Here is a 24,957-nt window from a genome sequence, read left to right as displayed (position 1 = left end):
CATGAACGTGCTCGACCAAGTCCTGTCCGGTCCCCTGCCCCAGGCCCGCATCCGGGTGCTCCAGGGCGAGAACAGCGAGGACGGCCGCCGCGGGGACAAGCAGATCGTGGCGATCAGCATGTGTACCTACACCTGCCCGGACTTCGCCACCCTGGACGCCTGCGTCGACGCCCTCAAGGCGTCCGACGACAAGCTGCGGGCCCGCCCCGACGCGATGATGCTGTGGGACTGGCAGGACTCCGACGTCGTGTTCGACACCCCCGAGAACCCCCGCGCCGCCGGCGGCACCGTGCGTCTCGGTGTCGCCTGGTACGACAAGGAGTTCTTCCTCGAGCGCGGCGACGCCGGCTTCTCCCGCATGCACAAGGTGATCTACGACCAGATCGGCGTGCCGCAGGACCGCATCACCATCGAGCACTTCCTGGCCGCCGACCAGGCCGTGTTCACGGGGCTCGACAACGTGCCGAGCTCGCCCGGCGCGCTGACGGCCGGTGCCGCGCTCTGACCAGCGCCTTGACGAGCTGACAACGCCCGCCTTGCGATAGCGCCCCGCGCGGGGCGGGCACCTCACGGTCAGGACGCGCGCCCCGCCACCGCCTCAACCCTGGCCCGCTCCGCTCCGGCCACCGCCCGCCGGCCCGCAACCGCGGTCACCGCGGCCGCCACCACCAGCAGCACACCAGCCCCCGTGAAAGCGGCGGCCGGTGCCGCGTCGACCATCATCGGCAGCGCCAGCATGCCGACCGTGCCCGTCGTCCGGATCACCGTGGCGTTCACCGTGATCAGCCGCAACCTTTCCCGCCGCTCGAACTCGGCCAGCCGGGTCCGCCACGGCACCGCCCCCGCCGGGGAGGCCAACCCAGAAAGGAACGCGATCCCGAGCAGCACCGGCAGCGACGGAGCCATGGCGTAGCCGAGCAACGTCAACCCGGCGACCATCCAGGCCCCGCAGTCCACCATCAGCCATGGCCCCAACCGCACGTTGCCGATCACGAGATTCCCGGCCAGCGCACCCGCCCCGATCGCCGCTAGCACCAGCCCGTACCCGGCCGCACTCAAACCAAGCTGCACCGAAAGCAGCGCGGGGAGTCCGACAGCGGACACGGCCGCCACGAAGTAGGCCACCCCATGCAACCCCAAACCCATGGCCACATCCGGATGCCGGCGAAGCACCGGCAACGCCGCCACAGCCCCCGACTCCGCACCAGTCGGCACCGGCCCCGTGGGCGCCGCGCCGCTGGCACCAGCCGGCGCCGACCGGCGGACGTGACCGTGCAGCCACCACATCGCCAGCGCTGACACCGCGAACGTCGCCCCGTCCAGCGCGAACAGCTGCACCTCGGAGACAGCCAGCAGGATCACCCCGACCGCGCCGGGTCCGGCGATCGCCGCGATCCGGGTGGTCAGATCCAGCAGCCCAATCACCTGACGCACCTGATCCCGCTCGACCATGTCCGGCACCAGGGCGCCCAGATTCGGCCCGAACAGGGCGCCCAGCCCACCCAGCACGAAGATCAACCCCAGCAGGACGGCTAGGCCCTCATCGCCCGGCGACCACAACAACGGCACCGAGCAGCCCACCACGGCCCGTCCAGCGTCCAGCCAGCCCAGAGCCCGAAACGAGTTGAACCGGGCGACCAGGTCCCGGCCGAACGTACCGATCAGGATGTACGGAATCGACTCGACCACTGCCGCCACACCCATCCACGCCGCGGAACCGGTCGACTCGTACACCACCCACATCAGCGCAAGTCCATACAGGCGGTCGCCGAGCACGCTCATCGCCGCCGACGACCACAACACCAGCACCGGACGCTTCCGCAGCAGCTGCAGGTAACCCACGCGCGCCATACCTCACAAGATCGGTAGCTCCGGGACCGGGCAAAACGGTCCCCGGCCACGGGCAAGTCCGTAGCCGGGGTCCACCGCGGCAACCTAGCGACTCCCGACCGGCCGCAGGGGGCCCGACACACCACCGGTGGAACCTCTCACCCGTCCGCGCACGTGAAAGGTGATCAATGAAGTTTCTCGAACAACAGTTCGACCACTGAAGCCGGTGGGCGGCGTTCTACGACGCCGACGCCGCCGGCCACCTCGACCCCGGCCCCGCCGTTGACGCGCTGTGCGTTGCGACCTCGCCGGCGACGGCCCGGCCCTCGAACTCGGCATCGGCTCCGGCCGAGTCACCTTCCCGCTAGTGCCGTGAGTCGTTGATTCGGCTGCAGTAGCGGGCGATGGAGTCGAGGATCTGGTCGGCGGTCTTGGTCCAGACGTAGGGCTTGGGGTTGTCGTTCCAGGTCTGGATCCCTTGCCGGATGTCGGTGTTGAGTTCGCGGACGCTGCGGTGGATGCCGCGTTGCAGTTTCTTGGTGGTCAGCTCGGCGAACCAGCGCTCGACGAGGTTGAGCCAGGAACTGCTGGTCGGCGTGAAGTGCAGGACGAGGCGAGGGTGGGCGGCCGGCCAGCGCTTGATCGCCGGGGTCTTGTGGGTCGAGGCGTTGTCCAGCACGACGTGGACGTCCAGGGCAGCGGGGACCTGCTGGTCGAGGGTGGTCAGGAGCTTCTTGAACTCGATCGCGCGGGTGCGGGCGTGCAGAGAGCCGATGACGTTGCCGGTGGTCGGGTTGAGGGCGGCGTATGCTGCGGTTAGATATGCGGCCACAGTCGGATGATGTACCGCTCGATGCCGCCGCCTTGCCGTTCGAGCTCTGCTGGGCGCTGCGGGATACTCAGGTGCTGCAGTTGCCTGTCGAGGGTCTCGGCAACGTCCTCTGCCTCGGATCGGCCAGTGTGATAGAGGTGAACGTCGTAGCGGCCGGGTGGCACGGTCAGCCCGATGGCGTCGCCGGTTGGTGAGCCCAGGCGCAACGCGCCGCTGGGGCAGTCGAGCGTCAGCCGCTCCGGCCCGTACCAGCCTCCCGGCGGCGGCTCGGTGGGCGCGCGGTCCCACAGTTCGAGGTCGGCGTCCACCGGAAGTGCGTCCTGTGCCACCAGCACGGCGATCTCCTGGCCGGTGCCGGCGATCTCCTGTTGACGGGCGGCGCGGGCTGCCTCGCCGTCGCTGGCGCCGTGTTCGGCGTCCATCAGGGTGAGCAGGCGGTAGGCCGGCACGGACCGCAGCTGCTCGGATGTCGTCCGGTGAGGTTGCATCGGTGCCTCTTCCCCGGTGTTTGAGTGGCTGGCCCCGCGCGGTATCGACGGTACGTCGTGGCCGAGGATTCGACATGTCGGTGACCTGCCGGCGCGCCGGTGGGTGGGTCAGGGCTCCAGCTGGGAGACGCCGTAGGCGAGAAGGAAGCCGGCCACGGTGATCAGGCCGACCAGCAGGTGGGCGTTCTCGAAGGCCTCCGGGATCATGGTGTCGGCGACCATCGACAGGATCGCGCCGCCGGCCAGGGCGGTGATGGCGGCCATCAGGGTGCCGGAGGCGTCGCCGAGGACGGTGTAGCCGGCGATCGCGGCCAGGCCGCTCACCACGGCGATGCCGGTCCACAGGCCGAAGACGTACCGGCGGCTGCGGCCCGCGGCGCGCATGCCGGCGGCGCTGGACAGGCCTTCGGGGACGTTGCTGATGAACACCGCGGCGACGGTGACCGCCCCGACCGTACCGCCGCCGAGCAGGCTCGTTCCGATGACGATGGACTCCGGGACGCCGTCCAGCAACGCACCGAGCGCGATGGCCGTACCCGAGCCGTCTTGTTCCTGCTCTGAAGGTTGTTGATCGCCGGAGCGTTTGCGGTGGCGGGCGCCGCGCCGGGCGAGCAGGATGTTGCAGCCGGTGTAGATGAGCGCGCCGGCCGCGGCGCCGAACGCGGTGGGTCGCATGCCGCCCTGGTCGTAGGCCTCGTCGATGAGTTCGAAGGCCACCGTCGACAGCAGGACGCCGGCGCCGAACGCCATCACCGACGCCAGCAGCCGGCGCGGCACCTTGACCAGGTAGCCGATCGCCGCGCCGAGCAGCAGGGCCGACCCGGCGAACAGCCCCCAGAATCCGGCCTGCAACCACATGGGCATCATGCAGCGAGCGTACGGACCGAACCGTGACCGACGGCGGTGACTCGGCGGCCACTCACGCGGGAGAGCGCCGCGGACGTTGACAGGGGCTCCCCCGGAGAATCACGCTGGCCGATACGAGGTTGCGACTCTTCGAGGTGAGCGCCGATGACGGCCGAGACCCTTCCGCGGCTGCGCCGTGAGGACCGTGGTCTGCCCTGGGTGGGCAATCTCTTCAAGTACCAGCGGGATCCGGTGGGGCTCTACCAGCGTCACTGGGAGCATTACGGGCCGGTCGCGCCGTCCTACATGTTCGGCAGGACGACGGTGATGGTGCTCGGCCCGGACGCCTGCGGCGAGGTGCTGCAGAACCGGGACAAGGCGTTCGCCAACGGGCCGGCCTGGTCGCTGCTGGTCGGGCCGTTCTTCCGCCGCGGTCTGATGCTCATCGACTTCGACGACCACCACGGCCATCGGCGGATCATGCAGGAGGCGTTCACCCCGCGGCGGCTGGACGGCTACACCCGCCGGCTGCATCCGGCCGTCGAACGGGCCCTGGCGAGATGGGAGATCGGTACCGAGATCCCGGCCTACTGGCGGCTCAAGCAGCTCACCCTCGACATCGCCGCCGACCTGTTCATGGGCGGTGCGGGCGCCACCGGCCAGGACGAGATGGACCGGATCAACCGGGCGTTCGTCGCCTGTGTGCAGTCCGCCGCCGGGATCGTACGGGCGGACGTGCCGTTGACCCGCTGGGGTCGCGCCTACCGTGGCCGCCGCAAGCTGGAGAGGTTCCTGCGCGGCTATCTGCCGGCGAAGCGGGCCGCGGCCGGTGACGACATCTTCTCGGTGCTCTGCCACATCGAGACCGAGGACGGTGACCGGTTCAGCGACGACGACGTCATCAACCACATGATCTTCCTGATGATGGCGGCGCACGACACGTCCACCATCACCACCTCCGCGATCCTGCAATACCTGGGCCAGCACCCGGACTGGCAGGACCGCTGCCGCGCCGAGGCGCTGGCGCTCGGACCCGCCCCGGAGCGGGCCGAACTGGACTCGCTCGTCTCGATCGACCTGGTCATGCGGGAGGCGCTGCGGCTGCGGGCGCCGGTGCCGGTGCTGGTCCGCTACGCCGTCAAGGACACCGTCGTGCAGGGGGTGCGCATCCCGGCGGACACGTTCTGCTCGCTCGGCATCCAGTTCACCCACCTGATGCCGGAGTACTGGACCGGCCCGCGGGCCTTCGACCCGGAGCGGTTCGGCCCGGACCGCCGGGAGGACCGGTCGCACCGGTTCGCCTGGATGCCGTTCGGCGGCGGGGTCCACAAGTGCATCGGCATGCACTTCGGTGGTCTGGAGGTGAAAGCGATCCTGCACCGGCTGCTGCGCGAGTACCACTGGAACGTCGACCCCGGCTACGTGGCGCCGCTGGACCACCATGCGCTGCCGTTCCCCAAGGACGGCCAGCCGATCACCCTGATCAGGAACTGAGGGATGCGGATGGATTTCGACGACACCCCCGACGAGGCGGCCTGGCGGACGGAGGTGCGTTCCTTCCTGGACCGGCACGCGCCCGGCCCGGATCAGCCACGGGCCTGGCAGGCCACCCTGTACGACGCCGGGTTCGTCGGCGTCACCTGGCCGGTCGAGGCCGGCGGCCGGGGCGGCACACCGATGCAGCAGGCGATCGTCGACCAGGAGACGGCCCGGCGCGGCCTGCCCCCGCTGATCAACCTGATCGGCATCGGGATGTGCGGGCCCACCGTGATCGTGCACGGCAGCGAGCGGCAGCGGCAGCGCTACCTGAAACGGCTGCTGCGGGCCGACGACCTGTGGTGCCAGCTGTTCAGTGAACCGGCGGCCGGCAGCGATCTGGCCGCCCTGCGGACGAGGGCGGTCCGCGACGGCGACGGCTGGCGGGTCAGCGGGCAGAAGGTGTGGACGACGCTCGCCCACCTCGCCGATTTCGGGATCCTGCTCACGCGTACCGATCCGGATGTGCCGAAACATCGCGGTCTCACGATGTTCGTGGTCGACATGAAGGCGCCCGGCGTCACCGTCCGGCCGCTGCGGCAGATGAACGGCGACGCCCATTTCAACGAGGTGTTCTTCGACGACGTGCGGATCCCTGACGACGAGCGGCTCGGCGACGTCGGTGACGGCTGGCGGGTGGCGCTGACGACGCTGATGAGCGAGCGGCTCTCCCTCGGCGGCGGTGGCACGTCGATCGGGCCGAAACCGGAGGCGGTGGCCCGGCACGTCGCCCGGCACATCGGCGCGCTTCCCGAGGACCGGCGGGCGCTGGCCCGTCAGGAGCTGGGCCGGGGGTACGTCGCCGCGCTCGGCGCCCGCTACACCGGCTACCGGCAGCTGTCGAGGTTGAACCGCGGTGAACTGCCCGGCCCGGAGGCGTCGGCGGGCAAGCTCAGCGGCACCCGGTCGGCGCGGGACCTGACCGACCTCGCCGTCCGCGTGCTCGGCCCGGACGCGGCGACCGGTGACGACGGCGAGTGGCAGAACATGCAGGCGATGCTGCCCGGCATGGCCATCGCCGGCGGCAGCGACCAGGTGCTGCGCAACATCATCGGCGAGCGGGTCCTGGGCCTGCCGGCCGAACCTCGTGCGGACAAGGGCGTCACGTTCAGGGAGAGCCTCGGATGAACTTCGATCTGGATCAGGAGCACCTCGACCTCGCCGACGGCGCCCGTGACTTCCTGTCCGGTTCGGCCTCCCCGGCGGCGGCCCGGGCCGCGCTCGACGAGGGCGCCGGTCTGCTCCCGGGCCGCGCCGAGCTGATCAAAAGCGGTTACGCGACGATCACCGTCCCGGAGAGCGCGGGCGGCGGAGGCGGCACCGTTCTCCAGCTCGCCGTGGTCGCGGAGCAGGCCGGACGGGTGCTCGCGGGTCCGTCGACGGTGACTTTCGCGCGCGCCGCCGTACTCCTGGAGAGTGATCCGGACCGGCTCGCCGGACTCGCCGACGGCAGCCTGGTCGTCGCGGTCATCGACGGCGACGGCCCGGTGCTGGACGCGGTCGGCGCCGGCACCTTCCTCGCGCTGCGTGACGGCACGCTGGTCTGCGGGCCGGGCCGGGTGACGGCACGCCGGCCGATCGACGCGACGCGCGGCCTCGGCGACGTCACCCTCGGCGACACCATCGATCTGGTACGCGACGCGCGCCCACTGTGGCGCACGGCGGAACGTGTCGGCCGGACGATCCTGGCGGCCGAAGGACTGGGCGCCGCCGCCCGGCTGCTGGAGATGGGCGTCGAGTACGCGAAACAGCGGCACACGTTCGGCCGCCCGATCGGCTCCTACCAGGCCGTCAAGCACATGCTCGTCGACGTCTACGTCGCGGTGGAGCAGCTGCGGTCGCTGGTCTGGTGGGCCGCCTGGGCCGCCGACCGCGCGCCCGGTGAACTGCCGCTGGCCTCGGCCGCCGCGAAGGCCGCCGCGGCCACCACCCTGGAACTCGCCGCCGAGACGGTGATCCAGGTGCACGGCGGCATCGGGTACACCTGGGAACACGACGCCCACCTGTACTGGCGGCGGGCCAAGACCGACCGGTTCCTGCTCGGTGACGACGTGGCCGCCTTCGACGAGGTGGCGCGGCTCGCGATGGGGGAGGCGGCCCGATGAGCCATCACCTCGGGCTTCTCGCGGAGCAGGCCTACCAGCGTCTCGGCCACTACGAGTCGTTGTTCTTCGAGGGCCGGTGGCTGACCTCGACGGAGATCCACGAACGGTCCACCCGGGTGGCCGCCGGGCTGCGCGCGCACGGGGTGCGGCCGGGGGACCGGGTGGTCGTGATGATGATGAACACGCCGGAGGTGTTCATCTCCTACCGGGCGATCTGGCGGGCCGGCGCGGTGGTGACGCCGGTGATCTTCCTGCAGAGCGAGCCGGAGCTGCGGCACATCCTCACCGACTCGGGCGCCACCGCGGCGATCATCAGCCCCGAGCTGGCCGGACTGTTCGGCACGGCCGCCGACGGGCTGGGCATCGCGACGTTCGTCATCGGCGGCACCTACGCCGACCTGGAGACCGCCGAACCCGCCGGGATCGAGCCGCGCGCCGACGACGACCTCGCGGCGCTGCTCTACACCGGCGGCACCACCGGACGGGCCAAAGGCGTCATGCTCAGCCACCGCGGCCTGTGGGAGAACGGCCGCGGCATCGAGCAGGTCGCCCGGACGGCGGACACCACCCGGTCGCTGCTGCCGTTGCCGCTGTCGCACGCGTACGGCCTGATCGTCGTCGTCGGCGGCCTGCACTCCCCGCGGCGGCTCGTGTCGGTGCTGCAACGCTGGTTCGACCCGGTCGGCTGGCTGGAACTGGTCGCCGAGCACCGCCTCGAGTCCAGCCCGGTCGTGCCCACCATGCTCCAGATGCTGCTCGCCCAGCCGTACGGCGACTACGACCTGTCGTCGCTGCGGTCCTTCGGCTCCGGCGGGGCGACCCTGCCGCCGGCCATCCGTGCCGCCGCCGAGAAGGCGTTCGGCGTGACCGTCCTGCAGGGCTACGGCCTGACCGAGACCAGCGCCGTCGTGTCGGCGGAGACGCTCACCGAGCATCGTCCCGGCAGCGTCGGCAAACCGCTGCCGCACGCCGAGGTCGCGATCGTCGACGGTGAGATCTGCGTGCGCGGCCCCGGCGTGATGCTCGGCTACTGGAACGACCCGGACCTGACCGCGCGGACGATCCGGGACGGCTGGCTGCACACCGGCGACGTCGGGCGCCTGGACGACGACGGCTATCTCTACGTCGTCGACCGGATGAAGGACCTCATCATCCGCGGCGGCTTCAACGTCTTCCCCCGCGACGTCGAGGACGTGCTGCTGGAACATCCGGCCGTGCAGGTCGCGGCGTGCGTCGGCCGGCCGGACGCGGAGAACGGCGAGGAGGTGGTCGCCGTCGTCCAGTTGGCGCCCGGCCGGCAGGCGACCGGCGCGGAACTCGTCGCCTTCACCCGCGAGCGGATGGCCAGATACAAATACCCGCGTGAGGTCACCGTGCTCGACGCGGTCCCGCTCACCAGCGTCGGAAAGATCAACCGCAAGGCCGTACGGGAGATGTTCCGGCAGCCCTGATCCACGTGCCGCCGGTCCGTGGAAACCGGCTTCGTGCGGCGGGTGGAGCGGATACGTTGACCTTGCTCGCGCGCGACGTCGACATCCACCATCAGTCGGAGGTTTTCCGATGAGGACTTCACGTTTGGCCGGCGCGGTCGCGGCCGGAACGGCGCTCGCCGTCGTCGGGGCCGGGCAGGCCGTCGCGGTTCCCAGCGGGTTCACCTACTACGGGGTCTACCCGTTCCCGTGCAGCCAGAGAATGAAATCCGGTGACACGAGCGCGGACCTGACGCGGATCCCGCTCTACATCAGCAACGAGACCAGCGCGGACATCCACGTGTACTGGCGGGACTACGTGGGCAGCCGCAAGCTCGGCAAGGTGATCGCGCCGGGGGAGAGCCAGCGCGCCTACAACTCGTTCCGGCGGGCGGTCTACGAGATCGCCGACGAGACCGGGCAGTGCCTGCGGCAGTTCTCCACCCGGACCGATGCCACCCAGGCCAACATCGCGGTCACCTGAGCGGCCGGGAGCGCAGGCTCAGCGCCAGGCTCGGAATCATCACCGCCGCCGCCACCAGATGCAGCCCGATGAGGGTGACGGCGGTGGCGGTGCCCGCGCCGGCGATCACCGGCGGCACCAGGGAGATCGCGGTCAGCGCCACGGCCGACCACACGAACCGTTCGGCGGGGCGGGCGCTCCAGCGCCGCAGAGCGACCGCGATGACCACACCCACCATCGAGAAGAAGCCGGTCACCGTGGCGAATCCGGCCAACGGGATCGCCTCGCCGCCGTCGGGGATCTCGAATGAGACACCCGCGGCCAGGGCGAGCGCGGCCGCGGCGGTGGTGGCGACGACCGCCGCGACCGTGGCGAGCACACCGATGCCGGCGATCCTGATCGTGCCGCTCATCGCCGGGCCTCCTCGGTGCCGTCCGCCGCCAGCCGCTCCGGCAGCCCGAGCGCCGGGAACCGGTCGTTGTGGAAGGTGAACACCTCGGTGACCACCCCGCCGGTGATGCGCAGGACGTCGATCGTCAGCGGCAGGTAGGCGCGTTCTCCCGCGTTCCAGAGGTAGCAGGCGACGGCGGGCTGCCGGTTCACGGCGGTCGGGACGGCGCGCAGGCCCGTCATGCCCTCGAAACCGCCCTCGACCCAGTTGTTCACGACCGCGTCGCGGCCCACGTACAGGCCCGGGGTGGGTGGCATCGAGAAGCGCACGTCCTCGCGCAGCATCGTGGTCAGCGCCGGGATGTCGGTGGCCACGCTCGCGTCGGTGAACCGGCGCACCAGGTCGCGGGTGGCGGCGTCGTCCTCGCCGCCGGTCCAGTCCTGCCGCTCGGCCGGCAGGTTCTCGCGCATGCCGGCGCGGGCGCGCTGGAGGGCGCTGTTCACCGAGTTGACCGAGTCGCCGAGCAGTTCCGCGACGTCCCTGGCCGGCCAGCCGAGCACGTCGCGCAGAATCAGGACGGCCCGGGGCCGCGGCGCCAGGTGCTGGACGGCGACCAGGTAGGCCAGTTCGATGGTCTCCCGCGCCACGGCGAGGGCTTCCGGCTCGTCGGTGCCGTCGGCGGACAGCTCGTCGAGCAGCCGGTCCGGGTAGGGCTGCAACCACCGCACCTCGCCGCCGGCCGCCGGCTCCGGCCGGCACTTGGCCAGCAGGTCCAGGCAGGCGTTGGTGGCGATCCGGTACAGCCAGGCGCGGAACGTCGACCGCCCCTGAAAGGTCTCCCGCCGCCGCCAGGCCCGCAGGAACGTCTCCTGCACGGTGTCCTCGGCGTCCTCGAACGATCCGAGCATCCGGTAGCAGTGCACGTGCAGCTCCCGCCGGTGCCGCTCGGCCAGTGCCGAGAACGCCGGCTCGTCGATCTCGCCCAGGTCCACCGGCCGCGTGTCCGTATCCATGACGTCATCCTTCCGCTCATCGTGTGCCCGTCACCGATATGACGGGCACCGGCGGCGAAACTCATCACCGCAGGGCGGCGCGGCTCTAATCGTCGAAGGGGAGGACCATGCCGCCGCCGCCGAGTTCGGCGTACAGCCCGGGATTGCGGGTCATCACGTCGACGCCGTGTTCCAGGGCCAGCCAGGCGGCGACCGCGTGCGGGTAGCTGCCGACGAGCCGGCGCAGACCGGCCACCATGCGCCAGTCCGCCGGGTCGTCGACGGCCATCTGGGTGGCGGCGTGGCCGAGCAGAATGTCGAGCCACGGCAGCTCGTCCTCGGCGATCAGGGCGGCCGCCTCGGTCAGGCACGGCAGGGGGACGAGGGCGCTGTCACCCTCGGCGTCGATCTCGGCGAGCAGCTCCCCGACCGCGACACTGCCGCGGGCGAATCCCGCGATGGCGGAGGGATCGAGAACCAGAGCGACGGTACGCGGGGCGTGCTCTTCGCTCACGCGGCGCGGCGCAGGCTGGCGACCAGGGCGGCCCGGGCGTCCGGATCGCGGCGGGCACGGGCCTCGGCGAGCGACCGGCGGGCACGCTCCCAGCCCTCGTCCGAGACCGGCCGGCCGTTCTCGGCGAGCAGGTCAGCGAACGACTTGTCGTCGGTTTCCGGGTTGCTCATGACGCCAGAGTACGGCCGCACCGCAGGTCGGAGCCAGCGCGGCATGGCGAAAGGTGCACCGGCGGGGACGAGGTGGTGAGCCTCCTCGGCGCTCCGAAGCCGGGCCGAGGCGCACCTGACAGTCCGCCGGGCATACTTTCACCCCATGAGTGAGCCGTTCGTGCTGGGCAGGGCCGGCGCCGCACGCTGGGTGGTGCACACGCCGGAAGACCTCCATGGGGACGGCTACATCTTTACGGTCAGGACCGAGCTGCACGAAGACGGCATGACCGCGGTGACGACGGCGACGGTCGGGAGCGGGTTCGACGGCCGCGAAACGACGCTTGCCGGGTTTCTGGATGACCTCGTGGCCGACTGGCATGGGTGGGACGGCTCTCGCGTATGGCAGTCGATGGAACGCGAGTTGACTGTCGATGCCCGGCACGATCGACGTCGCCATGTGTCCCTACGTGTGACGTTGAGGCCATCCGGCCCCAGTGGGGATGACAGCGCCTGGTCTGCCACCGCCGTGTTCGTGCTGGAAGCAGGGGAGGAGATGAGCCGGCTCGCCGGGAATCTCGCCGCCTGGTCGCGTCTGTAGCCCCCGGTCCGCCCCCAACCGCGGTGGAGAGCCGGACTCCGCCAGATCGCGACGAGAGCGGCCCCGGCACAGCGTTTCCGCTGGTACCGGGGCCGTTTCCCTCAGGGCCCCGGCAAAGTCGTCAGGTGATTCCGAGTAGGTCGAGTGGGCGGGTGCTGTCGCGGGCGTGATGGCGGTTGGCGGCGGCGATGTTGCTGAAGCCGTTGAGGCGTAGTGCACCGATGGCGGCGTTGCGTAGGGCGGCCATGACCTGTTGGCCGGTGCCGGTGCGGATTTGGGAACGGTCTTCGTCGTAGGTGACGTCTCGCACCCAGTGGATCTTGTTCTCGATGGACCAGTGTCCGCGGATCCAAGCGGCCAGTTGGTGGGGTTTGGCCTGGTGGACGTGCAGGTCGGTGATGGCGTAGACGGTCTCGGTGGTGAAGCGTTTCGCCTCGTCGAGCCGTCGTCGGCGGCGCCGGATCTGCAGGGCCTGGGCGGCGTGCGGGAAGTCGATGCCGGTGGAGACGGTCAGGATTTTCAGTGTGCGGATCTCGCGGCGGCCGTGCCCGCGGTCGTCGTCACGGGCGGCGTCCGGGACGGCTTTCCAGGGCAGGCCGGTGAGCTGTTTATGCAGGTGGGGCTGGTTGCCTTTCACTGTCAGGATCCAGTGTGCACCGCGTTCGGCGAGGTAGGTGACATGGTCGCGCTGGCAGTGCATCGCGTCAGCGGTGATCACGGTGTCGCGCAGGTCGCTGATCTGGTCGAGCAGGGGCGCGAACCGGGTGATTTCATTGGTCTTGCCGTCGACGTCGGTGCTGGCCAGGACCACGCCAGTGGCCTGGTCGCAGGCGGCCATCACGTGATCGGCAGCCGTATCGGTGGTGCGGGAGCCGCGCAGGGTCTTACCGTCGACTGCGATCGCCCGTCGGCCTGCCGGGATGTCCGCAAGGGTTCGGCTGGCGAGCCAGGCACCGATCACGGTGGTCAGCAGGTCCGCATCCAGGCCCTGCAACAGCCGGCGGATCATTGCTTCGGACGGGCGTCGATCAGCGGCGATACCCAGTGCCTGGACCGTCTCGGCTGGCACGTCGGCCACCCATTCCGCGATCGCGGCGTACGAGCGGTAACCGGCCACCACGGCGCACACCGCTGCGGTCACCACCACGCTGAGTTGGTGCCGGACACCCCGGCGGGCCCGCGGATCACGCATCGCGGCCAGTGCGGCGGGTAGCCCACCAGCGGTTTCCGGCACGGTCAGAGCCGGTGCATCAGACAAAGAGGAGATCAGCGATGATGGCAGTGCGGGCATGACTCACTTCGGATAGATCATCGTGGCGTAGGAACCTTGATGATCATCTGAACCGGTCATGCCCGTCTTGCTATCACCAACAGCGGCGCTTCTGCATCTAACCGGTTGAACCGGACATCACCGCGACTTTGCCGAGGCCCTGCCGTTTCCCTAGCCTGTGGCGGGTGGGGGATTCGAACCTCTGTAGCTTTCGCGACGGATTTTTCCGCCGCTCAGACGAAGTACAGGGCGCTGTCGGGATCATTCCAGCCGGTGCCGATCTGCACCGGCTCGCCCCACCGGACGGTCAGGTCGCCGTTGATGCCGTTGTTGTAATAGGCGAACACGTTCCCGTTCTCCTTGCGGATCACTTCGGCGTATCCGTCTCCGGAGAGGTCGGCGAAATAGACGGCGCTATCGGCGTCGGTCCAGCCGTTGCCGATGCGGACGGGGCCGCTCCACCGTACGGTGAGGTCGCTGTTGATGCCGTTGTTGTAGTAGGCGTAGAGGTCGCCGTCGGTTTTGCGGATGGCTTCGGCGTATCCGTCTCCGGTGAGGTCGGCGAAATAGACGGCGCTGTCGGGATAGTTCCAGCCGTTGCCGATGCGCACCGGGTCGCCCCACCGTACGGTGAGGTCGCTGTTGATGCCGTTGTTGTAGTAGGCGTAGAGGTCGCCGTCGGTTTTGCGGATCACTTCGGCGTATCCGTCCCCGGAGAGGTCGGCGAAATACACCGCGCCGTCCGCGAAGTTCCAGCCGGTGCCGATCTGCACCGGGTCGCCCCACCGTACGGTCAGGTCGCCGTTGACGCCGTTGTTGTAGGAGGCCCGCAGGATGCCGTCGCGCTTGCGGACCACCTCGGCGTGGCGATCGCCGGACAGCGAGTCACCGCGACGGCTCCACAGCGCCGCCGCGATGCGCGCCCCGTCGGCCGCCTCCGGCTGGTAGCGCTCCGGGTAGGCGGACACCTGGACGCGCTGGCAGACGACGCCGACCGCCGTGTTCTGCCACGTGCCGCCGGGGTAGAGCTGGAGCATCTTGTTGAGGAAGGCGTTGGTCGCCCAGGCCGGGTTCAGCCGCTGCTCGCGGGTGCCCCAGGAGGCGCGCTGCTGGAACAGGCCGAGACTGTCGTGGTCGTACTCGTAGGAGACGTTCTCGATGGTGGTTTCCGGGATCGTCGTGGTGACCGCGATGGTCGCCGCGTGCAGGGGCAGGTTCCGGGCCCGGACCGCGTCGACGACCATGCGGGCGCAGGAGATCTTGTAGCCGGTGAGCCGGTTCTTCATCTGGCCGGTGAGCTGCGGGTTGAGCTGCTGGGCGAGTTGGGTGTCGCGGCTGGTGACGCCGGCGGGGTCACACGCCACGGTGTCCCAGGCGTAGGCGGGCGCCGCGGTGACGCCGGTGAGGACGGCCACGGTGGCGGTGAGGGCGAGCAGGCGGCGGGCGAGGTTCGTCATGGCGGGCTCCCGGCTCACGCGACGTAGATGGAGGTGTCGGCCATGTCCCAGCCGTTGCCGATGGCCTTCGGGCTGCTCCAGGTGACCCGCAGGTCGCCGGTGATGCCGTCGTTGTAGCGGACCACCAGGTCGGTGCCCTCCTTGGTGACGCGGTCGGCGCGGGTGTCGCCGTTGAGGTCGCCGAAGTAGACGGAGGTGTCCGGAACGGTCAGGCCGGCGTCGATCTCGACGGGCCCGTTCCACCGGACGGTCATGTCGCCGTTGATGCCGTTGTTGTAGTAGGCGAACAGCTTGTCGCCGTCCTTGCGGATGGCTTCGGCGTACCCGTCTCCGGAGAGGTCGGCGAACTGGATGGCGTTGCCGTCGGCCGGCCACCCGATGCCGATCCGTACCGGACCGCTCCAGGCCACCGCGCCGGTGCCGTGGACGCCGTTGTTGTAGTAGGCGAAGAGATCGCCGTTGGGGTCCTTGCGGATGGCTTCGGCGTACCCGTCGCCGGTGAGGTCGGCGAAGTACACCGCGTCGTCGGCCATGGTCCAGCCGACGCCGATCTGCTTCGGCCCGGTCCAGCGGACCGTCATGGATCCGGTGATCCCGTGGTTGTAGTAGGCGAGCAGGGCGCCGGCCGCATCCTTGCGGATCGCGTCGGTCTGGCCGTTGCCGTCCAGGTCGGCGAAGTAGACGGCGCCGTCCGGGTCGGTCCACCCGTTGCCGACCTGCACGTCGCCGCTCCAGTTGACGCCGCCCGCGCTGTTGAGACCGTTGTTGTAGTAGGCGAACAGGCCACCGGCGGCGTCCTTGCGGACCAGTTCGGCGTGGCCGTCGGCGGACAGCGAGTCGCGGTTGGCGGCGGCCAGGCCGGTACGCCGGATCGGGGTGTACGACGCCAGGTCGGCCGCGCTGTTGAAGCCCTCGTTGCCCTTGTTGCTGTCGGCCCACGGGTTCTGCACCGTCTCGCCGGTGTTGTTGAACGAGTACACGTACGCGCCGTCGTTGTGGTTGCCGGGGTTCTTCCAGTGCGAGAACAGCTCCATGTGCCCGTTGCGGACGATCGCGTCACCGGGGGCGAGCTGGTCGCGGCTGGCGAGCCGGGTCCAGTACTGGGAGGAGCCCTGGAAGTCGCCGGTGACGTAGCTGGTGCCGAGGTGCCAGGCCATCGACACCAGGCCCGAGCAGTCCCGCCGGTACGTCTTGTCGCCCTCCGGGTCCTGGAACCAGGTGCCGGTCTGGGTGTAGGTGATGCCGGAGTCCACCCAGTACTGGGCGCGGGCGAGGATCTCGGAACGGCCGATCGGGCCGTTGGTGACGGACGCGTGGGCGACGGCCGGGACCGCGAGGACGCCGGCCGACGCGACGGTGAGCGCGATGAGTCGTGCGGTGTGACGAGACATGGTCGTACCCCTGATGTCGGAAGGAATTGACAGCAATCGCTACTGGCGACGGCGAAAAGCCGCGCATAGGGTGTTCTGAGGCAGCAAAGGATCATGTGAGGAGCCGGTCGGCGGCCTCACTGACGTACGGGGTGTGAGTTGCTCGTTTTCTCGGGCGTTCCCTTTCCCGGCTTCCGGCCGGACGTTTCGGCTGGCAAGACCTTCGCGCGGCGGACGGGAACGAACCTTGACCGATCCTTGACGGCCGGGACGCCGACATGATCGAGTTCCGGTTGCTGGGTGAGGTGCAGCTGCGGGCGTCCGGCCGCGCGATCGCGCCGGGCCCGCTCAAACAGCGGACCGTGCTGGCCGCGCTGCTGGTCGACGCGGGCAGCGTGGTGCCGACCGAGACCCTCATCGACCGGGTGTGGGACGACTCCCCGCCGGCGGAGGCACGCAACGTCCTGTACACGTACCTGGCACGGCTGCGCCGGATCCTGCTCGCGGCGTCCCCGGACGCGCCGGCGTTGCGGCGCAAGCCCGGCGGATACCTGTTCGACGCCGATCCGGAACTGGTCGACCTGCACGTGTTCCGCCGCCTCGCCGCGCAGGCCCGGGAGCATCCGGATGGCGATCCGGCCCGGTTGGAGCTGCTGCGGCAAGCCGTCGAGCAGTGGCACGGCGAGCCGCTGGCCGGGCTGAGCGGGGAGTGGGTGGACCGGCTGCGCGAGGGGATCCGCCAGCAGATCCACGGTGTGCTCGCCGACTGGGCGGACGCGGAGATCGGCGCCGGCCGGTACGCGACCGTCGTCGACCGGCTGTCCCCGGTCGTCGACAGCCATCCGCTCGCCGAGCCGCTGATCCTGCGCCTGATCCGCGGCCTGCACCTCGACGGCCGCCGGACCGAAGCCCTGGAACGGTACGACCGCAGCCGCCGTCACCTGGCCGACGAGCTCGGCATCGACCCGTCCCCGGAGACCCAGGAGCTGCACCAGCGGATCCTGCGCGGCGACCCGCAGCGGCCGGCGCCGCCCGAACCGCCGGAACCGGCCGAGGACCCGGTGGCCGTCCCCGGCCGGCAGCTCCCGGTCGGCCTCGACGACTTCACCGGCTGCGAACCGGAGATCGCGCAGGTCCTCACCACGCTCGGCAGCCGGCGGGGCGAGGACGACCGCCAGGTGGTCGTGGTCACCGGCCCGGGCGGCATCGGCAAGACCTCGTTCAGCGTCCACCTGGCGAACCTGCTGCGCCCGGTCTACCCGGACGGCCAGATCCTGGTCGGCTCCGACGGCCGTGACGGTCACACCGGCGAACTCGTCGACCGGGTGCTGCGTGCCCTCGGCGTCGCGGACACCCACCGGCTGACCACGATCGAGGACAAGGCCGCCCGCTACCGGGCCACCATCCGCGACCGGCGGCTGCTGATCATCATCGACAACGCGGCCGGCGCCGCCGAGATCCGGCCGCTGGTGCCGGGGGTGCCCGGGACGGCGCTCATCGTGTCCAGCCGGGCCCGGCTCACCACCGTCCCCCGCGCCGAACACGTCGAGTTGCGGCTGTTCAGCCGGGACGAGTCGCTCACCCTGCTGCGCCGCATCATCAGCCCGGAACGGGTGGCCCGCGAACCGGAGGCCGCCGCCGAACTGGCCGCCATGTGCGCCGGCCTGCCGCTCGCGCTGCGGATCGTCGCGGCGCGCCTGGCCGCCCGCCCGCACTGGCGGATCACCCGCCTGCTCGACCGGATGCGCGACGAGCGGCGACGGCTCGACGAGATGGCGGTCGACGGACTCGCCGTACGGATCTGTGTCGGGGTCGGCTATGAGGGGCTGCCGCCGGCCGTACGCCAAGGGTTTCGTCTTCTCGGTTTTCTCGGCTGCGCCACCTTCACCGAATGGACCGCCGCCGCCCTGTTCGGCCGGTCCGTCGACGACGCCGCGGACCTGCTGGAGCACCTGTTCGACGCCCGGCTGGTCGAGATCGACGACTGCCCGGTCGACTCGGTCGTCCGCTACCGCATGCACGAGCTGGTCCGGCTGTACGCCCGGGAACGCGCCCTCGCCGAGGACGATCAGGCCGATCTCACCGCGGCGGTCCGGCGCACGGTCGTCGCCGCGACCGAACTCGTCGACCGGATGGGGGAGTCACTGCCGTTCGCGATCGCCCGCTTCCACCAGGGCATCGGCCCGGCCACCGGCGTGGACCCGAGCGTTCTGCACCCGGACTCGGGCGGCGCCGACTGGCTGGCCACGGAGGCCGACGCGCTGGTCACCACCGTGGTCCGGGCCGCCGAGACCGGCCTGGTCGAGGAGGCCTGCGTGCTCGCCGACGCGATGGTCTACGCCTCGTTCGGCGTGAACAACGACTTCGGCCGGTGGAACCGGGCACACCACGCCGCGCACACGGCCGCCCGGGCGAGCGGCAACCGGGTCGCCGAAGCGGTGATGTCCTGCGGGGTGGGCCTGCTGCGGTACAAGGAGGACCGTTTCGACGACGCGGAACGCCACTTCACCGCGGCCATCGACCTCTTCGGCCAGGTCGGCCACGAGCACGGCCACGCCGCCGCCATCAGCGGGCTCGGCACCGTGCTGCGCGAGGTGGGCCGCAACCGCGAAGCCGTACCGATGCTGGAACGGGCCCTTCCGATTCTGGAACGCGTCGGTGACCGCGCCGGCGCCGCCCACGCCACCTACTGCCTCGGCCACTCCCACCGCGAACTCGGCAACGACGACCAGGCCATGCGCTACCTGGAACGGGCCACCACCATGTACCGCTCGGCCGGGCACTGGCGCGGCGAGGCGATCGCCGTGCGCGGCATCGGCCTGATCCACCGGGCCCGCGGTGACCTGGACGCCGCCGAACTGTGGTGCGCCCGCGCCCACGACATGGTGCTGCACCGCAGCGATCCGCTGCTGGCCTGCTACACCGCGCAGAGCCTGGCCAAGGTGTGGATCCGGCAGGGCCGTCCCGAACGGGCCGCCGAACCGCTCCACCGTGGTCTCCGGCTCTGCGTCGACGCCCAGGACCGGTTCGGTGCCGCCCTGCTGCGCCGCACGCTCGGCGAGATGCACCTGGCGGCGGGCCGTGCGGCCGAGGCACTTCAAGACCTCTTTCTGGCGTACGCGGTGTGGACCGAACTCCACCACGAACTCGGCCGCGCCCGCACCCTGCGCGACATCGGAGCGGCGCACGCGCTGGCCGGTGACTGCGGGGCGGCCCATCAGGCGTGGCAGTCCGCGTACGCCACGTTCAGCCGTCTCGGCATCCGTGAGGCCGGCGAGATGCATCAATGGACGCGCAGGTCAGGGTGCTTCTGCGAGCTTTCCTGGCTGAGCGGGAACGGGGCGTTCAAGGAAGATTCCAGGTTTCGGTAGGCGCGGCTTCCTAGCGTGGCCGCACATCCCGCGACCCACGGAGGCCACCGATGAAGACCGCGATCCTGACCATGACCCTCTGCCTCACCGCCGTCGTGGCGGGCTGTTCGAGCACCCCGGCCGGCCCCCCGACCGCCGCCAGCCCGACCTTTCCCACGACCGCTCCCACGACCGCTCCCACGACGTCCCCTACGACCTCTCCTCCGACGACCAGCCCGGCTCCCACCAGCCCGGTCAAGGCCAAGATCAAGACCAGCAAGCCCGAACCCGTCTCCGGTACGGCCAGCGCCCGCCCGCTGGACCCCGTGCCCGCGCCCACCGACCCCGAATGCGCCCCCGCCGTCATCCTGCCGGTGGCCGCGAAACTGGTGGACGACCCGGCCATCGGACTCAAGGTGGAGGCCGTCGAGATCCCGGTCTGCCGCAACGGCTACGCCCGCGTGTTCACCGTCCCGGCCCGTACCGCCCAGCGTTTCGAGGGCGACCAGCTCTTCCTCCGCGCGGTCGACGGCGCCTGGAAGCTGGTGGAGCGGGGCGCGAGCATCGACTGCGGCGACGAGGGCCTGTCACCGGCGGTCGCCGAGGCGTGCGCCGCGCTGTCCTGACGCCGGGAGCCGACCCGGCGGTGTGGCGGCGCACCTACTCTGCATTCATGCGAACGCTTCGATGGGTGCTGTCGCCTGTGTTGTGGCCGCTCTTCCTCGCCTGGCGATGGTTCACCCCGCGGCTGCGAGTCGATCCCGCGGTGGCACGGCTCAGCCTGCTGCGGATGGCGGCCCAGGCACTGACCTTCCTCGTCCTGCTGGCCGCCTTCGGCACCGATCGCGAGGATCTCACCGATTCCCTGGTGAAGGCCATGGCAAGCGGGATCCTCATGTTCGGCGTGGCGTTCTTCGGCGGCCTGGCCTACCTCAATCAGTTCGACACCTACACCGAGGGCTGGCGCCGGATCCGACCTGCGGCGTGGCGCTTCCTCTCGTGCTACCTCGTCGGTCTGGTGGTGTTGCCGGTCAGCTGGCTGGCCGACTACACCGCGGCCCATCCCATGCCGCGGTGGCTGTTCTACCTGGCCCAGGTGCCCCAGGTCTGGACCATCATGCTGGTCGTCACGACCCTGTTGTTGATCGCACGCAACTTCTTCAACGCCGGGGACGTGAATCCCCTGTTGCCGGCCCTGATCACGCCGTGGGTGAGCGTCGGCGGGCTGCTGCTCGGCCTCGGCGCGCACTCCCGGGTGCCCGGTTACGTGTCGATACCGATCAGCGTGATCGGCACCCTGGCGACCCTCGTGCTGGCCCGGCTCGAGTACGACCTCGTCCGGAGGCGTTACCGCTGCACCCTCATGCGGCCGCCCGAGATCGCAACGGATCCGGTGACCGCCGAGCGCCACTGGGTCCCGGCCGGACAAGCGGATGCGAGCGCTGGGGACGACCAGCCCTCGATCGACCGCCACTCGCCGGATCCGAACAGCGCTCCACAGTGACCACGACGCCCTCATGCGGCCGGTCTCACGTGGTGGGGGGCGGAGAGGCCTGACCGGCGAGCCGGACGAACAGTTCGTGGGCCGCGTCCACCTCGGCCGGGTCCTCGCCGGCGAGCAGGTCCATCAGAAGGCCGCGGGCCACGGCCACACCCAGGCGTGCCATCGCCCGGTCGGTGGTGATGCCGAGCCGCTGGCCCGCCTTCTCGGCATCGTCCAGCCAGCTCGCGGTGAGGGCGGCCGGTCCGGGCGCCGCCCCGCGGGTGGTGAGCGAGAACACCTCGAAGAAGAGTCGCACGAACGGTCGCGCCTCCGGACTCGAGACGGCCCGCCAGACATCGGTCATCAGCTCCTCCGGGGTCGCCGCGGTCTCGGCCGACGCCGTCATCGCGGCCCGCTGCCGTGCCTCCATCGCGCCGACCACGGCGGCGAGAAGGCCCTCCCGGGAGCCGAAGTGGAACAGCAGCATGCGGTGGCTGGTGCCGGCGCCTGCCGCGATCTCGCGCAGGCTGCGGTCGGCCAGGCCGTCCCGGGCGGCGACGTCGAGGATCCGGCCGAGCAGTTCGGTGCGAGCTTCAGACATGTACCAAATGGTACAGTGGCCGCATGCGCTACGAGGAGATCACCCATATCGACGCGCCGGTCGAGCTGATCTGGAGCCTGACCACTCGCATCGACGACTGGCCGGCCTTCCTGCCGACAGTGCAACGACTGGAGCGGCTCGACGCGGGCGAGCTCCGCGTCGGCAGCTCCGCACGGCTCAAACAACCCGGCCAGACCAGCGCCGTCTGGACGGTGACCCGCCTCGAGCCGATGCGTGAGTTCACCTGGGAGACCCACCGGACATTCCTGCGGCTGACCGGCCGTCACCTGCTCGAGCCGGTCGGCGCGGGCACTCGGATGACACTCGTCCTGGAAACCGCCGGCCGGGCGGCCGGCGTCGCGTCGACGGTGTTCGGCGGCATGATGCGGTCCTCGCTGCGCCGGGAGAGCACCGGCTTCGCCCGCCGGGCGGCCACGGTCCACCCGTGACCCGCCTCTGTGGCACCCGGTGCCAGCGCCGAAGAGCTCCGGCCGACAGGACGCCGGTGACCACGGTGGCGCATCAGTGCGGGTGGTCATCGACGTGTTCCGCCGCACCTTCGGTCATGCCCGGGGCAACCATCCCGCCTGGTTAGGGTCGGCGCATGCGACCGGTATCGAACGACCTCGCCGACACACCGGCGAACCGCGCCGTGGCCGCGGCCCGATCGGTGGCGTCGACCCTCGGCCTGCCGGTCGAGGACACCGTCGTTCTCCAGGAGTCGAACCGGATCACGCTGCGCCTGCTGCCGTGCGACGTGCTGGCCCGGGTGTCCCGGGCGGGACTCCAGGCCGCCCGGTTCGAGATCGAGATCGCGCAGCGGCTGGCGACCGCGGGCAGCCCGGTGGCGGCACCCGACCCTCGCGTTCAGCCGCGCGCCTACCGGTGGGACGGCCACGAGGTCACGCTGTGGACCTACCACGAGCCGTCGACCGGCGAGATCACACCGGCCGCCTACGCCGGGGCGCTGCGGCGGCTGCACGCCGGCATGCGGAACCTCGACGTCCCGGCGCCCCACTTCACCGACCGGGTCGAACAGGCACAACGCCTCCTGGCCGACCACGACCGTACGCCCGGCCTCACCGCTGACGACCGCGAACTCCTCGACTCCACGCTGCGACGGCTGCGCCTCACCATCGGCGAACGCGCTCACGCCGAGCAGCTCCTGCACGGCGAGCCGCACCCCGGCAACCTCCTGCCGACGCCGGCCGGCCCGCTCTTCATCGACCTGGAGACGTGCTGCCGGGGCCCGGTCGAATTCGATCTCGCCCACGCGCCCGACGACGCCGGCGACCACTATCCGGGCGCCGACCCCGCACTGCTGCACGACTGCCGGCTGCTCACCCTGGCGATGGCCACCACCTGGCGCTGGGACCGCGACGACCGGCTCCCGAACGGCCGCCACCTGGCCGGCGAATGGCTCAGCCGCCTTCGCTCTTCGTGATCGGCTATCGTGCCAGGATGAACGTGAAGGTGCTGGAAGGCGCATTCGTCGAGGTGCCGACAGGCGACGCCACGGGCATGGACCGGCGGGCGTTCGGCGAATTCGTGGGCCCGGGCGGCGAACTGGCGTCCTACGCGTTCGGCTGGACCACCGGCACCGACCAGCACATCGCCCGCCTGACCGTCGGCATCGGCGCCGGCAACCCCGGCGGCGGCACGTTCCACGCCATCATCTTCGTCAACGAGGACGGCCGGGCGTTCTCGCTCGTCGACGAGCCGTTCGAGCGGGTCCCCGAGGGAGGCCCCGACCTGACCGCCGCCGAGGCGCGCGCCCATGACACCCTGCCGTTCATCTGGTGGGTGACCGACCACGTCATGGAACGCGACCGGCGGGCCTGGTGGATGCGGCACTGGCTGATGGGCACCCCCTGCATCCAGACCGCCGAGGTCTTCGAACACCGCGAGCCGGTCCTGCTGGTCGCCCACGACGAGGACGACGACATGTGGCAGCTGATCGGTGCCTCCGCCGCCGACCCCGCGACCGGCCGGATCGGGCACCTGCATCACGCCATCGACGAGGACCCCACCCTGATCGACGTGCTCAACCTGCCGCCCGGTCACCGCGCGGAACGCGCGGGCGCCGGAGAACCCTGGATCGCCTCGCTCTGACCGGTGCCGTCCGGTGGCCTCAGAACCGGAATCGCAGGACGCGGCTGGACCGCCGGAAACCCGGGAACAGGTTGAGCAGGCGATACACCCGACGGGTGGCCGTGGGCGCCCGCTCCATCAGCAGCGGCGAGTCGTTCATCGGGGCCTCGCCGACGTACCGGAGCCGGGGGTGCCGATCGGCCAGCGCGGCCGGGTCGTCGAAGCCGCACCGGAACCGGGCGTTGTACCGGCGCCCGATCGGATCCCACCGCGAACCGCGCCATGCCGCGACCGACACCGTGTCGAACAGCATCTGACCGGTGGGAAAGGCGTCGACGAGGGTGACCAGCAGCCGCCGGAGGTCGTCCTCCGTCAGGTAGGGCACCAGCCCCTCGGCGATCATGAGCATCGGCCGGCCGCGCGGAATCCGCTCCAGCCAGGTGAGATCGGTGACGTCCGAGCCGATCAGCGTGCAGTGCTCGCGCGGCGGCAGGTGTCGCCGCCGCAGGTCGACGACGGCCGGAAAGTCCAGATCGAACCAGTTCACGGTGGCGGGCGGATCGATCCGGAACACCCGGGCGTCGAGGCCACAACCCAGGTTCAGCACCACCGCCTCGCGATGATCGGCGAGGAACTCCCGCGCCCAGTCGTCCAGGGCCTTCGCGCGCACCACGGCGGAGAGCCCCAGCTGGCCGGCCCCGAATCTGCCCCGGTCATAGCCGGGGTCGAGGCGGCGCATCACCCGCTCGGCGTACGTGTCGCCGAGAATGGGGGCCGGCAGCCGGTTGTCCAGCGCCTTGGCCTTGAGGACGGGGCTGAGGGTCTTCTGCACCCCGGCGAGTTCCACCTCGACGACGATACAACGCCTGGACGGCGCCATCGGCCTGGTGGATCTGCGGTCGATGATCGCCGCGGAGGCGTTCGACGTGGCCTACCGGCAGGCACTCCAGCACGTCCTGGCAACGAGCACCTCGCCCACCGTCCTGGCCGAGGCACGTTCCGCGCTCGGCTGATCATCTGAGCCGCGGCGCCTCCCCGGCAGGAGGGCCGCGCGCTCCGCAAGCCCGACCGCGCGACCTCGTGCGCGGTGCCACCGGAAGCGGCGATCGCCCGTCCAGG

26 protein-coding genes and 1 pseudogene are annotated in these 24,957 nt (G+C 70.8%); 14 read left to right on the top strand and 13 right to left on the bottom strand.

All coding sequences use genetic code 11. The features are described from left to right. The first annotated feature begins 7 nt into the window (after nucleotides 1-7). Nucleotides 8-505 carry a hypothetical protein gene (locus J5X75_RS34845; RefSeq protein WP_208471891.1) on the top strand — a complete coding sequence of 166 codons (498 nt, stop codon included), beginning with the start codon at nucleotides 8-10 and terminating at the stop codon, nucleotides 503-505. 68 nt (nucleotides 506-573) lie between these two features. Here J5X75_RS34845 and J5X75_RS34840 read toward each other — a convergent pair whose 3' ends face one another. The 4 genes and pseudogenes from J5X75_RS34840 to J5X75_RS34825 form a co-directional block, all read right to left on the bottom strand. Beyond that, the gene (locus tag J5X75_RS34840) at nucleotides 574-1,842 is read right to left on the bottom strand and encodes an MFS transporter (protein WP_208471890.1); all 1,269 of its coding nucleotides are present in this window, start codon (nucleotides 1,840-1,842) and stop codon (nucleotides 574-576) included. Nucleotides 1,843-2,194: 352 nt separating this feature from the next. Further along, nucleotides 2,195-2,734 (bottom strand): annotated as a pseudogene (locus J5X75_RS46210) (IS630 family transposase); the annotation flags it as partial. Next, entirely contained in the window at nucleotides 2,647-3,111 is a 465-nt protein-coding gene (locus J5X75_RS46205) for a hypothetical protein (protein WP_208471889.1), read from the bottom strand. The gene J5X75_RS46205 and the pseudogene J5X75_RS46210, both read right to left, overlap by 88 nt. A 147-nt stretch (nucleotides 3,112-3,258) precedes the next feature. Then, nucleotides 3,259-4,017, bottom strand: coding sequence for a ZIP family metal transporter (locus tag J5X75_RS34825; RefSeq protein WP_238490483.1), 759 nt, complete (start codon nucleotides 4,015-4,017; stop codon nucleotides 3,259-3,261). 144 nt (nucleotides 4,018-4,161) lie between these two features. Here J5X75_RS34825 and J5X75_RS34820 point away from each other — a divergent pair, with 144 nt between their 5' ends. From J5X75_RS34820 to J5X75_RS34800, 5 genes are all read left to right on the top strand, one after another. Beyond that, nucleotides 4,162-5,490 (top strand): cytochrome P450, encoded by a 1,329-nt coding sequence (locus tag J5X75_RS34820; RefSeq protein ID WP_208471888.1) that lies wholly within the window; start codon nucleotides 4,162-4,164, stop codon nucleotides 5,488-5,490. A gap of 9 nt (nucleotides 5,491-5,499) precedes the next feature. After that, nucleotides 5,500-6,660 (top strand): acyl-CoA dehydrogenase family protein, encoded by a 1,161-nt coding sequence (locus J5X75_RS34815; protein WP_208471887.1) that lies wholly within the window; start codon nucleotides 5,500-5,502, stop codon nucleotides 6,658-6,660. Further along, entirely contained in the window at nucleotides 6,657-7,637 is a 981-nt protein-coding gene (locus tag J5X75_RS34810; protein ID WP_208471886.1) for an acyl-CoA dehydrogenase family protein, read from the top strand. The genes J5X75_RS34815 and J5X75_RS34810 overlap by 4 nt, the downstream gene beginning before the upstream one ends. Then, nucleotides 7,634-9,088 (top strand): class I adenylate-forming enzyme family protein, encoded by a 1,455-nt coding sequence (locus tag J5X75_RS34805; protein ID WP_208471885.1) that lies wholly within the window; start codon nucleotides 7,634-7,636, stop codon nucleotides 9,086-9,088. Before J5X75_RS34810 ends, J5X75_RS34805 begins: the two co-directional genes overlap by 4 nt. Before the next feature lie 109 nt (nucleotides 9,089-9,197). Beyond that, nucleotides 9,198-9,590, top strand: a complete 393-nt coding sequence (locus J5X75_RS34800; protein WP_208471884.1) for a hypothetical protein — start codon at nucleotides 9,198-9,200, stop codon at nucleotides 9,588-9,590. Here the strand turns inward: J5X75_RS34800 and J5X75_RS34795 are convergent. The 4 genes from J5X75_RS34795 to J5X75_RS34780 form a co-directional block, all read right to left on the bottom strand. Further along, nucleotides 9,583-9,981 (bottom strand): DUF6069 family protein, encoded by a 399-nt coding sequence (locus J5X75_RS34795; protein ID WP_208471883.1) that lies wholly within the window; start codon nucleotides 9,979-9,981, stop codon nucleotides 9,583-9,585. The two genes, J5X75_RS34800 and J5X75_RS34795, sit on opposite strands and share 8 nt — an antisense overlap. After that, nucleotides 9,978-10,973 (bottom strand): RNA polymerase subunit sigma-70, encoded by a 996-nt coding sequence (locus tag J5X75_RS34790; RefSeq protein WP_208471882.1) that lies wholly within the window; start codon nucleotides 10,971-10,973, stop codon nucleotides 9,978-9,980. The genes J5X75_RS34795 and J5X75_RS34790 overlap by 4 nt, the downstream gene beginning before the upstream one ends. Before the next feature lie 85 nt (nucleotides 10,974-11,058). Then, nucleotides 11,059-11,466 carry a hypothetical protein gene (locus J5X75_RS34785; RefSeq protein ID WP_208471881.1) on the bottom strand — a complete coding sequence of 136 codons (408 nt, stop codon included), beginning with the start codon at nucleotides 11,464-11,466 and terminating at the stop codon, nucleotides 11,059-11,061. Next, nucleotides 11,463-11,636 (bottom strand): hypothetical protein, encoded by a 174-nt coding sequence (locus J5X75_RS34780; RefSeq protein ID WP_208471880.1) that lies wholly within the window; start codon nucleotides 11,634-11,636, stop codon nucleotides 11,463-11,465. Before J5X75_RS34780 ends, J5X75_RS34785 begins: the two co-directional genes overlap by 4 nt. 145 nt (nucleotides 11,637-11,781) lie before the next feature. Here J5X75_RS34780 and J5X75_RS34775 point away from each other — a divergent pair, with 145 nt between their 5' ends. After that, complete coding sequence (locus J5X75_RS34775; protein ID WP_208471879.1) at nucleotides 11,782-12,216, top strand: DUF6228 family protein; 435 nt, start codon at nucleotides 11,782-11,784, stop codon at nucleotides 12,214-12,216. 121 nt (nucleotides 12,217-12,337) lie between these two features. Here J5X75_RS34775 and J5X75_RS34770 read toward each other — a convergent pair whose 3' ends face one another. From J5X75_RS34770 to J5X75_RS34760, 3 genes are all read right to left on the bottom strand, one after another. Further along, nucleotides 12,338-13,408 carry an ISAs1 family transposase gene (locus tag J5X75_RS34770; protein WP_238490482.1) on the bottom strand — a complete coding sequence of 357 codons (1,071 nt, stop codon included), beginning with the start codon at nucleotides 13,406-13,408 and terminating at the stop codon, nucleotides 12,338-12,340. Nucleotides 13,409-13,719: 311 nt separating this feature from the next. After that, nucleotides 13,720-14,943 carry an FG-GAP repeat domain-containing protein gene (locus tag J5X75_RS34765; RefSeq protein ID WP_208471877.1) on the bottom strand — a complete coding sequence of 408 codons (1,224 nt, stop codon included), beginning with the start codon at nucleotides 14,941-14,943 and terminating at the stop codon, nucleotides 13,720-13,722. 14 nt (nucleotides 14,944-14,957) lie between these two features. Beyond that, complete coding sequence (locus J5X75_RS34760) at nucleotides 14,958-16,334, bottom strand: hypothetical protein (protein ID WP_208471876.1); 1,377 nt, start codon at nucleotides 16,332-16,334, stop codon at nucleotides 14,958-14,960. Between the two features lie 257 nt (nucleotides 16,335-16,591). Here J5X75_RS34760 and J5X75_RS34755 point away from each other — a divergent pair, with 257 nt between their 5' ends. Genes J5X75_RS34755 through J5X75_RS34745 form a run of 3 tightly spaced genes read left to right on the top strand, consistent with a single transcriptional unit; the run spans nucleotide 16,592 to nucleotide 21,167 of the window. Next, nucleotides 16,592-19,684, top strand: coding sequence for an AfsR/SARP family transcriptional regulator (locus tag J5X75_RS34755; RefSeq protein WP_208471875.1), 3,093 nt, complete (start codon nucleotides 16,592-16,594; stop codon nucleotides 19,682-19,684). Nucleotides 19,685-19,734: 50 nt separating this feature from the next. Continuing rightward, nucleotides 19,735-20,289 (top strand): hypothetical protein, encoded by a 555-nt coding sequence (locus J5X75_RS34750; protein ID WP_208471874.1) that lies wholly within the window; start codon nucleotides 19,735-19,737, stop codon nucleotides 20,287-20,289. Between the two features lie 47 nt (nucleotides 20,290-20,336). Continuing rightward, nucleotides 20,337-21,167 (top strand): hypothetical protein, encoded by an 831-nt coding sequence (locus J5X75_RS34745; protein WP_208471873.1) that lies wholly within the window; start codon nucleotides 20,337-20,339, stop codon nucleotides 21,165-21,167. Nucleotides 21,168-21,192: 25 nt separating this feature from the next. Here J5X75_RS34745 and J5X75_RS34740 read toward each other — a convergent pair whose 3' ends face one another. Further along, complete coding sequence (locus tag J5X75_RS34740; RefSeq protein ID WP_208471872.1) at nucleotides 21,193-21,747, bottom strand: TetR/AcrR family transcriptional regulator; 555 nt, start codon at nucleotides 21,745-21,747, stop codon at nucleotides 21,193-21,195. Nucleotides 21,748-21,770: 23 nt separating this feature from the next. Between J5X75_RS34740 and J5X75_RS34735 the strand changes: the two genes are divergently transcribed. The 3 genes from J5X75_RS34735 (at nucleotide 21,771) to J5X75_RS34725 (ending at nucleotide 23,859) form a co-directional block, all read left to right on the top strand. Next, nucleotides 21,771-22,196 (top strand): SRPBCC family protein, encoded by a 426-nt coding sequence (locus tag J5X75_RS34735; protein WP_208471871.1) that lies wholly within the window; start codon nucleotides 21,771-21,773, stop codon nucleotides 22,194-22,196. 155 nt (nucleotides 22,197-22,351) lie between these two features. After that, on the top strand, nucleotides 22,352-23,191 hold the full coding sequence (locus J5X75_RS34730) for a phosphotransferase enzyme family protein (RefSeq protein ID WP_208471870.1): 840 nt from the start codon (nucleotides 22,352-22,354) through the stop codon (nucleotides 23,189-23,191). Nucleotides 23,192-23,208: 17 nt separating this feature from the next. Beyond that, nucleotides 23,209-23,859, top strand: coding sequence for a hypothetical protein (locus J5X75_RS34725; RefSeq protein ID WP_208471869.1), 651 nt, complete (start codon nucleotides 23,209-23,211; stop codon nucleotides 23,857-23,859). Nucleotides 23,860-23,878: 19 nt separating this feature from the next. Here the strand turns inward: J5X75_RS34725 and J5X75_RS34720 are convergent, their stop codons facing one another. Further along, entirely contained in the window at nucleotides 23,879-24,685 is an 807-nt protein-coding gene (locus J5X75_RS34720; RefSeq protein ID WP_208471868.1) for a class I SAM-dependent methyltransferase, read from the bottom strand. A gap of 40 nt (nucleotides 24,686-24,725) precedes the next feature. On the opposite strand from J5X75_RS34720, the gene J5X75_RS45695 reads away from it, so the two are divergent. Continuing rightward, entirely contained in the window at nucleotides 24,726-24,851 is a 126-nt protein-coding gene (locus tag J5X75_RS45695) for a hypothetical protein (RefSeq protein WP_274383745.1), read from the top strand. The last annotated feature ends 106 nt before the right edge of the window (nucleotides 24,852-24,957 follow it).

Origin of the sequence: Actinoplanes flavus, from assembly GCF_017592555.1 — a bacterium.
GTDB lineage: Bacteria > Actinomycetota > Actinomycetes > Mycobacteriales > Micromonosporaceae > Actinoplanes > Actinoplanes flavus.
Note: the sequence above shows the minus strand (reverse complement) of the source record. Positions and strands in the feature narration are given on the sequence as shown.

What these genes read in the sequence shown, in the direction of transcription:
- J5X75_RS34740 (WP_208471872.1), bottom strand. Translation starts at nt 21,747, where the DNA reads ATGTCTGAAGCTCGCACCGAACTGCTCGGCCGGATCCTCGACGTCGCC.
- J5X75_RS34775 (WP_208471879.1), top strand. Translation starts at nt 11,782, where the DNA reads ATGAGTGAGCCGTTCGTGCTGGGCAGGGCCGGCGCCGCACGCTGGGTG.
- J5X75_RS34750 (WP_208471874.1), top strand. Translation starts at nt 19,735, where the DNA reads ATGAAGACCGCGATCCTGACCATGACCCTCTGCCTCACCGCCGTCGTG.
- J5X75_RS34820 (WP_208471888.1), top strand. Translation starts at nt 4,162, where the DNA reads ATGACGGCCGAGACCCTTCCGCGGCTGCGCCGTGAGGACCGTGGTCTG.
- J5X75_RS34810 (WP_208471886.1), top strand. Translation starts at nt 6,657, where the DNA reads ATGAACTTCGATCTGGATCAGGAGCACCTCGACCTCGCCGACGGCGCC.
- J5X75_RS34765 (WP_208471877.1), bottom strand. Translation starts at nt 14,943, where the DNA reads ATGACGAACCTCGCCCGCCGCCTGCTCGCCCTCACCGCCACCGTGGCC.
- J5X75_RS34825 (WP_238490483.1), bottom strand. Translation starts at nt 4,017, where the DNA reads ATGATGCCCATGTGGTTGCAGGCCGGATTCTGGGGGCTGTTCGCCGGG.
- J5X75_RS34760 (WP_208471876.1), bottom strand. Translation starts at nt 16,334, where the DNA reads ATGTCTCGTCACACCGCACGACTCATCGCGCTCACCGTCGCGTCGGCC.
- J5X75_RS34780 (WP_208471880.1), bottom strand. Translation starts at nt 11,636, where the DNA reads ATGAGCAACCCGGAAACCGACGACAAGTCGTTCGCTGACCTGCTCGCC.
- J5X75_RS34725 (WP_208471869.1), top strand. Translation starts at nt 23,209, where the DNA reads ATGAACGTGAAGGTGCTGGAAGGCGCATTCGTCGAGGTGCCGACAGGC.
- J5X75_RS34735 (WP_208471871.1), top strand. Translation starts at nt 21,771, where the DNA reads ATGCGCTACGAGGAGATCACCCATATCGACGCGCCGGTCGAGCTGATC.
- J5X75_RS34795 (WP_208471883.1), bottom strand. Translation starts at nt 9,981, where the DNA reads ATGAGCGGCACGATCAGGATCGCCGGCATCGGTGTGCTCGCCACGGTC.
- J5X75_RS34755 (WP_208471875.1), top strand. Translation starts at nt 16,592, where the DNA reads ATGATCGAGTTCCGGTTGCTGGGTGAGGTGCAGCTGCGGGCGTCCGGC.
- J5X75_RS34745 (WP_208471873.1), top strand. Translation starts at nt 20,337, where the DNA reads ATGCGAACGCTTCGATGGGTGCTGTCGCCTGTGTTGTGGCCGCTCTTC.
- J5X75_RS34790 (WP_208471882.1), bottom strand. Translation starts at nt 10,973, where the DNA reads ATGGATACGGACACGCGGCCGGTGGACCTGGGCGAGATCGACGAGCCG.
- J5X75_RS34805 (WP_208471885.1), top strand. Translation starts at nt 7,634, where the DNA reads ATGAGCCATCACCTCGGGCTTCTCGCGGAGCAGGCCTACCAGCGTCTC.
- J5X75_RS34815 (WP_208471887.1), top strand. Translation starts at nt 5,500, where the DNA reads ATGGATTTCGACGACACCCCCGACGAGGCGGCCTGGCGGACGGAGGTG.
- J5X75_RS34800 (WP_208471884.1), top strand. Translation starts at nt 9,198, where the DNA reads ATGAGGACTTCACGTTTGGCCGGCGCGGTCGCGGCCGGAACGGCGCTC.
- J5X75_RS34770 (WP_238490482.1), bottom strand. Translation starts at nt 13,408, where the DNA reads ATGCGTGATCCGCGGGCCCGCCGGGGTGTCCGGCACCAACTCAGCGTG.
- J5X75_RS34730 (WP_208471870.1), top strand. Translation starts at nt 22,352, where the DNA reads ATGCGACCGGTATCGAACGACCTCGCCGACACACCGGCGAACCGCGCC.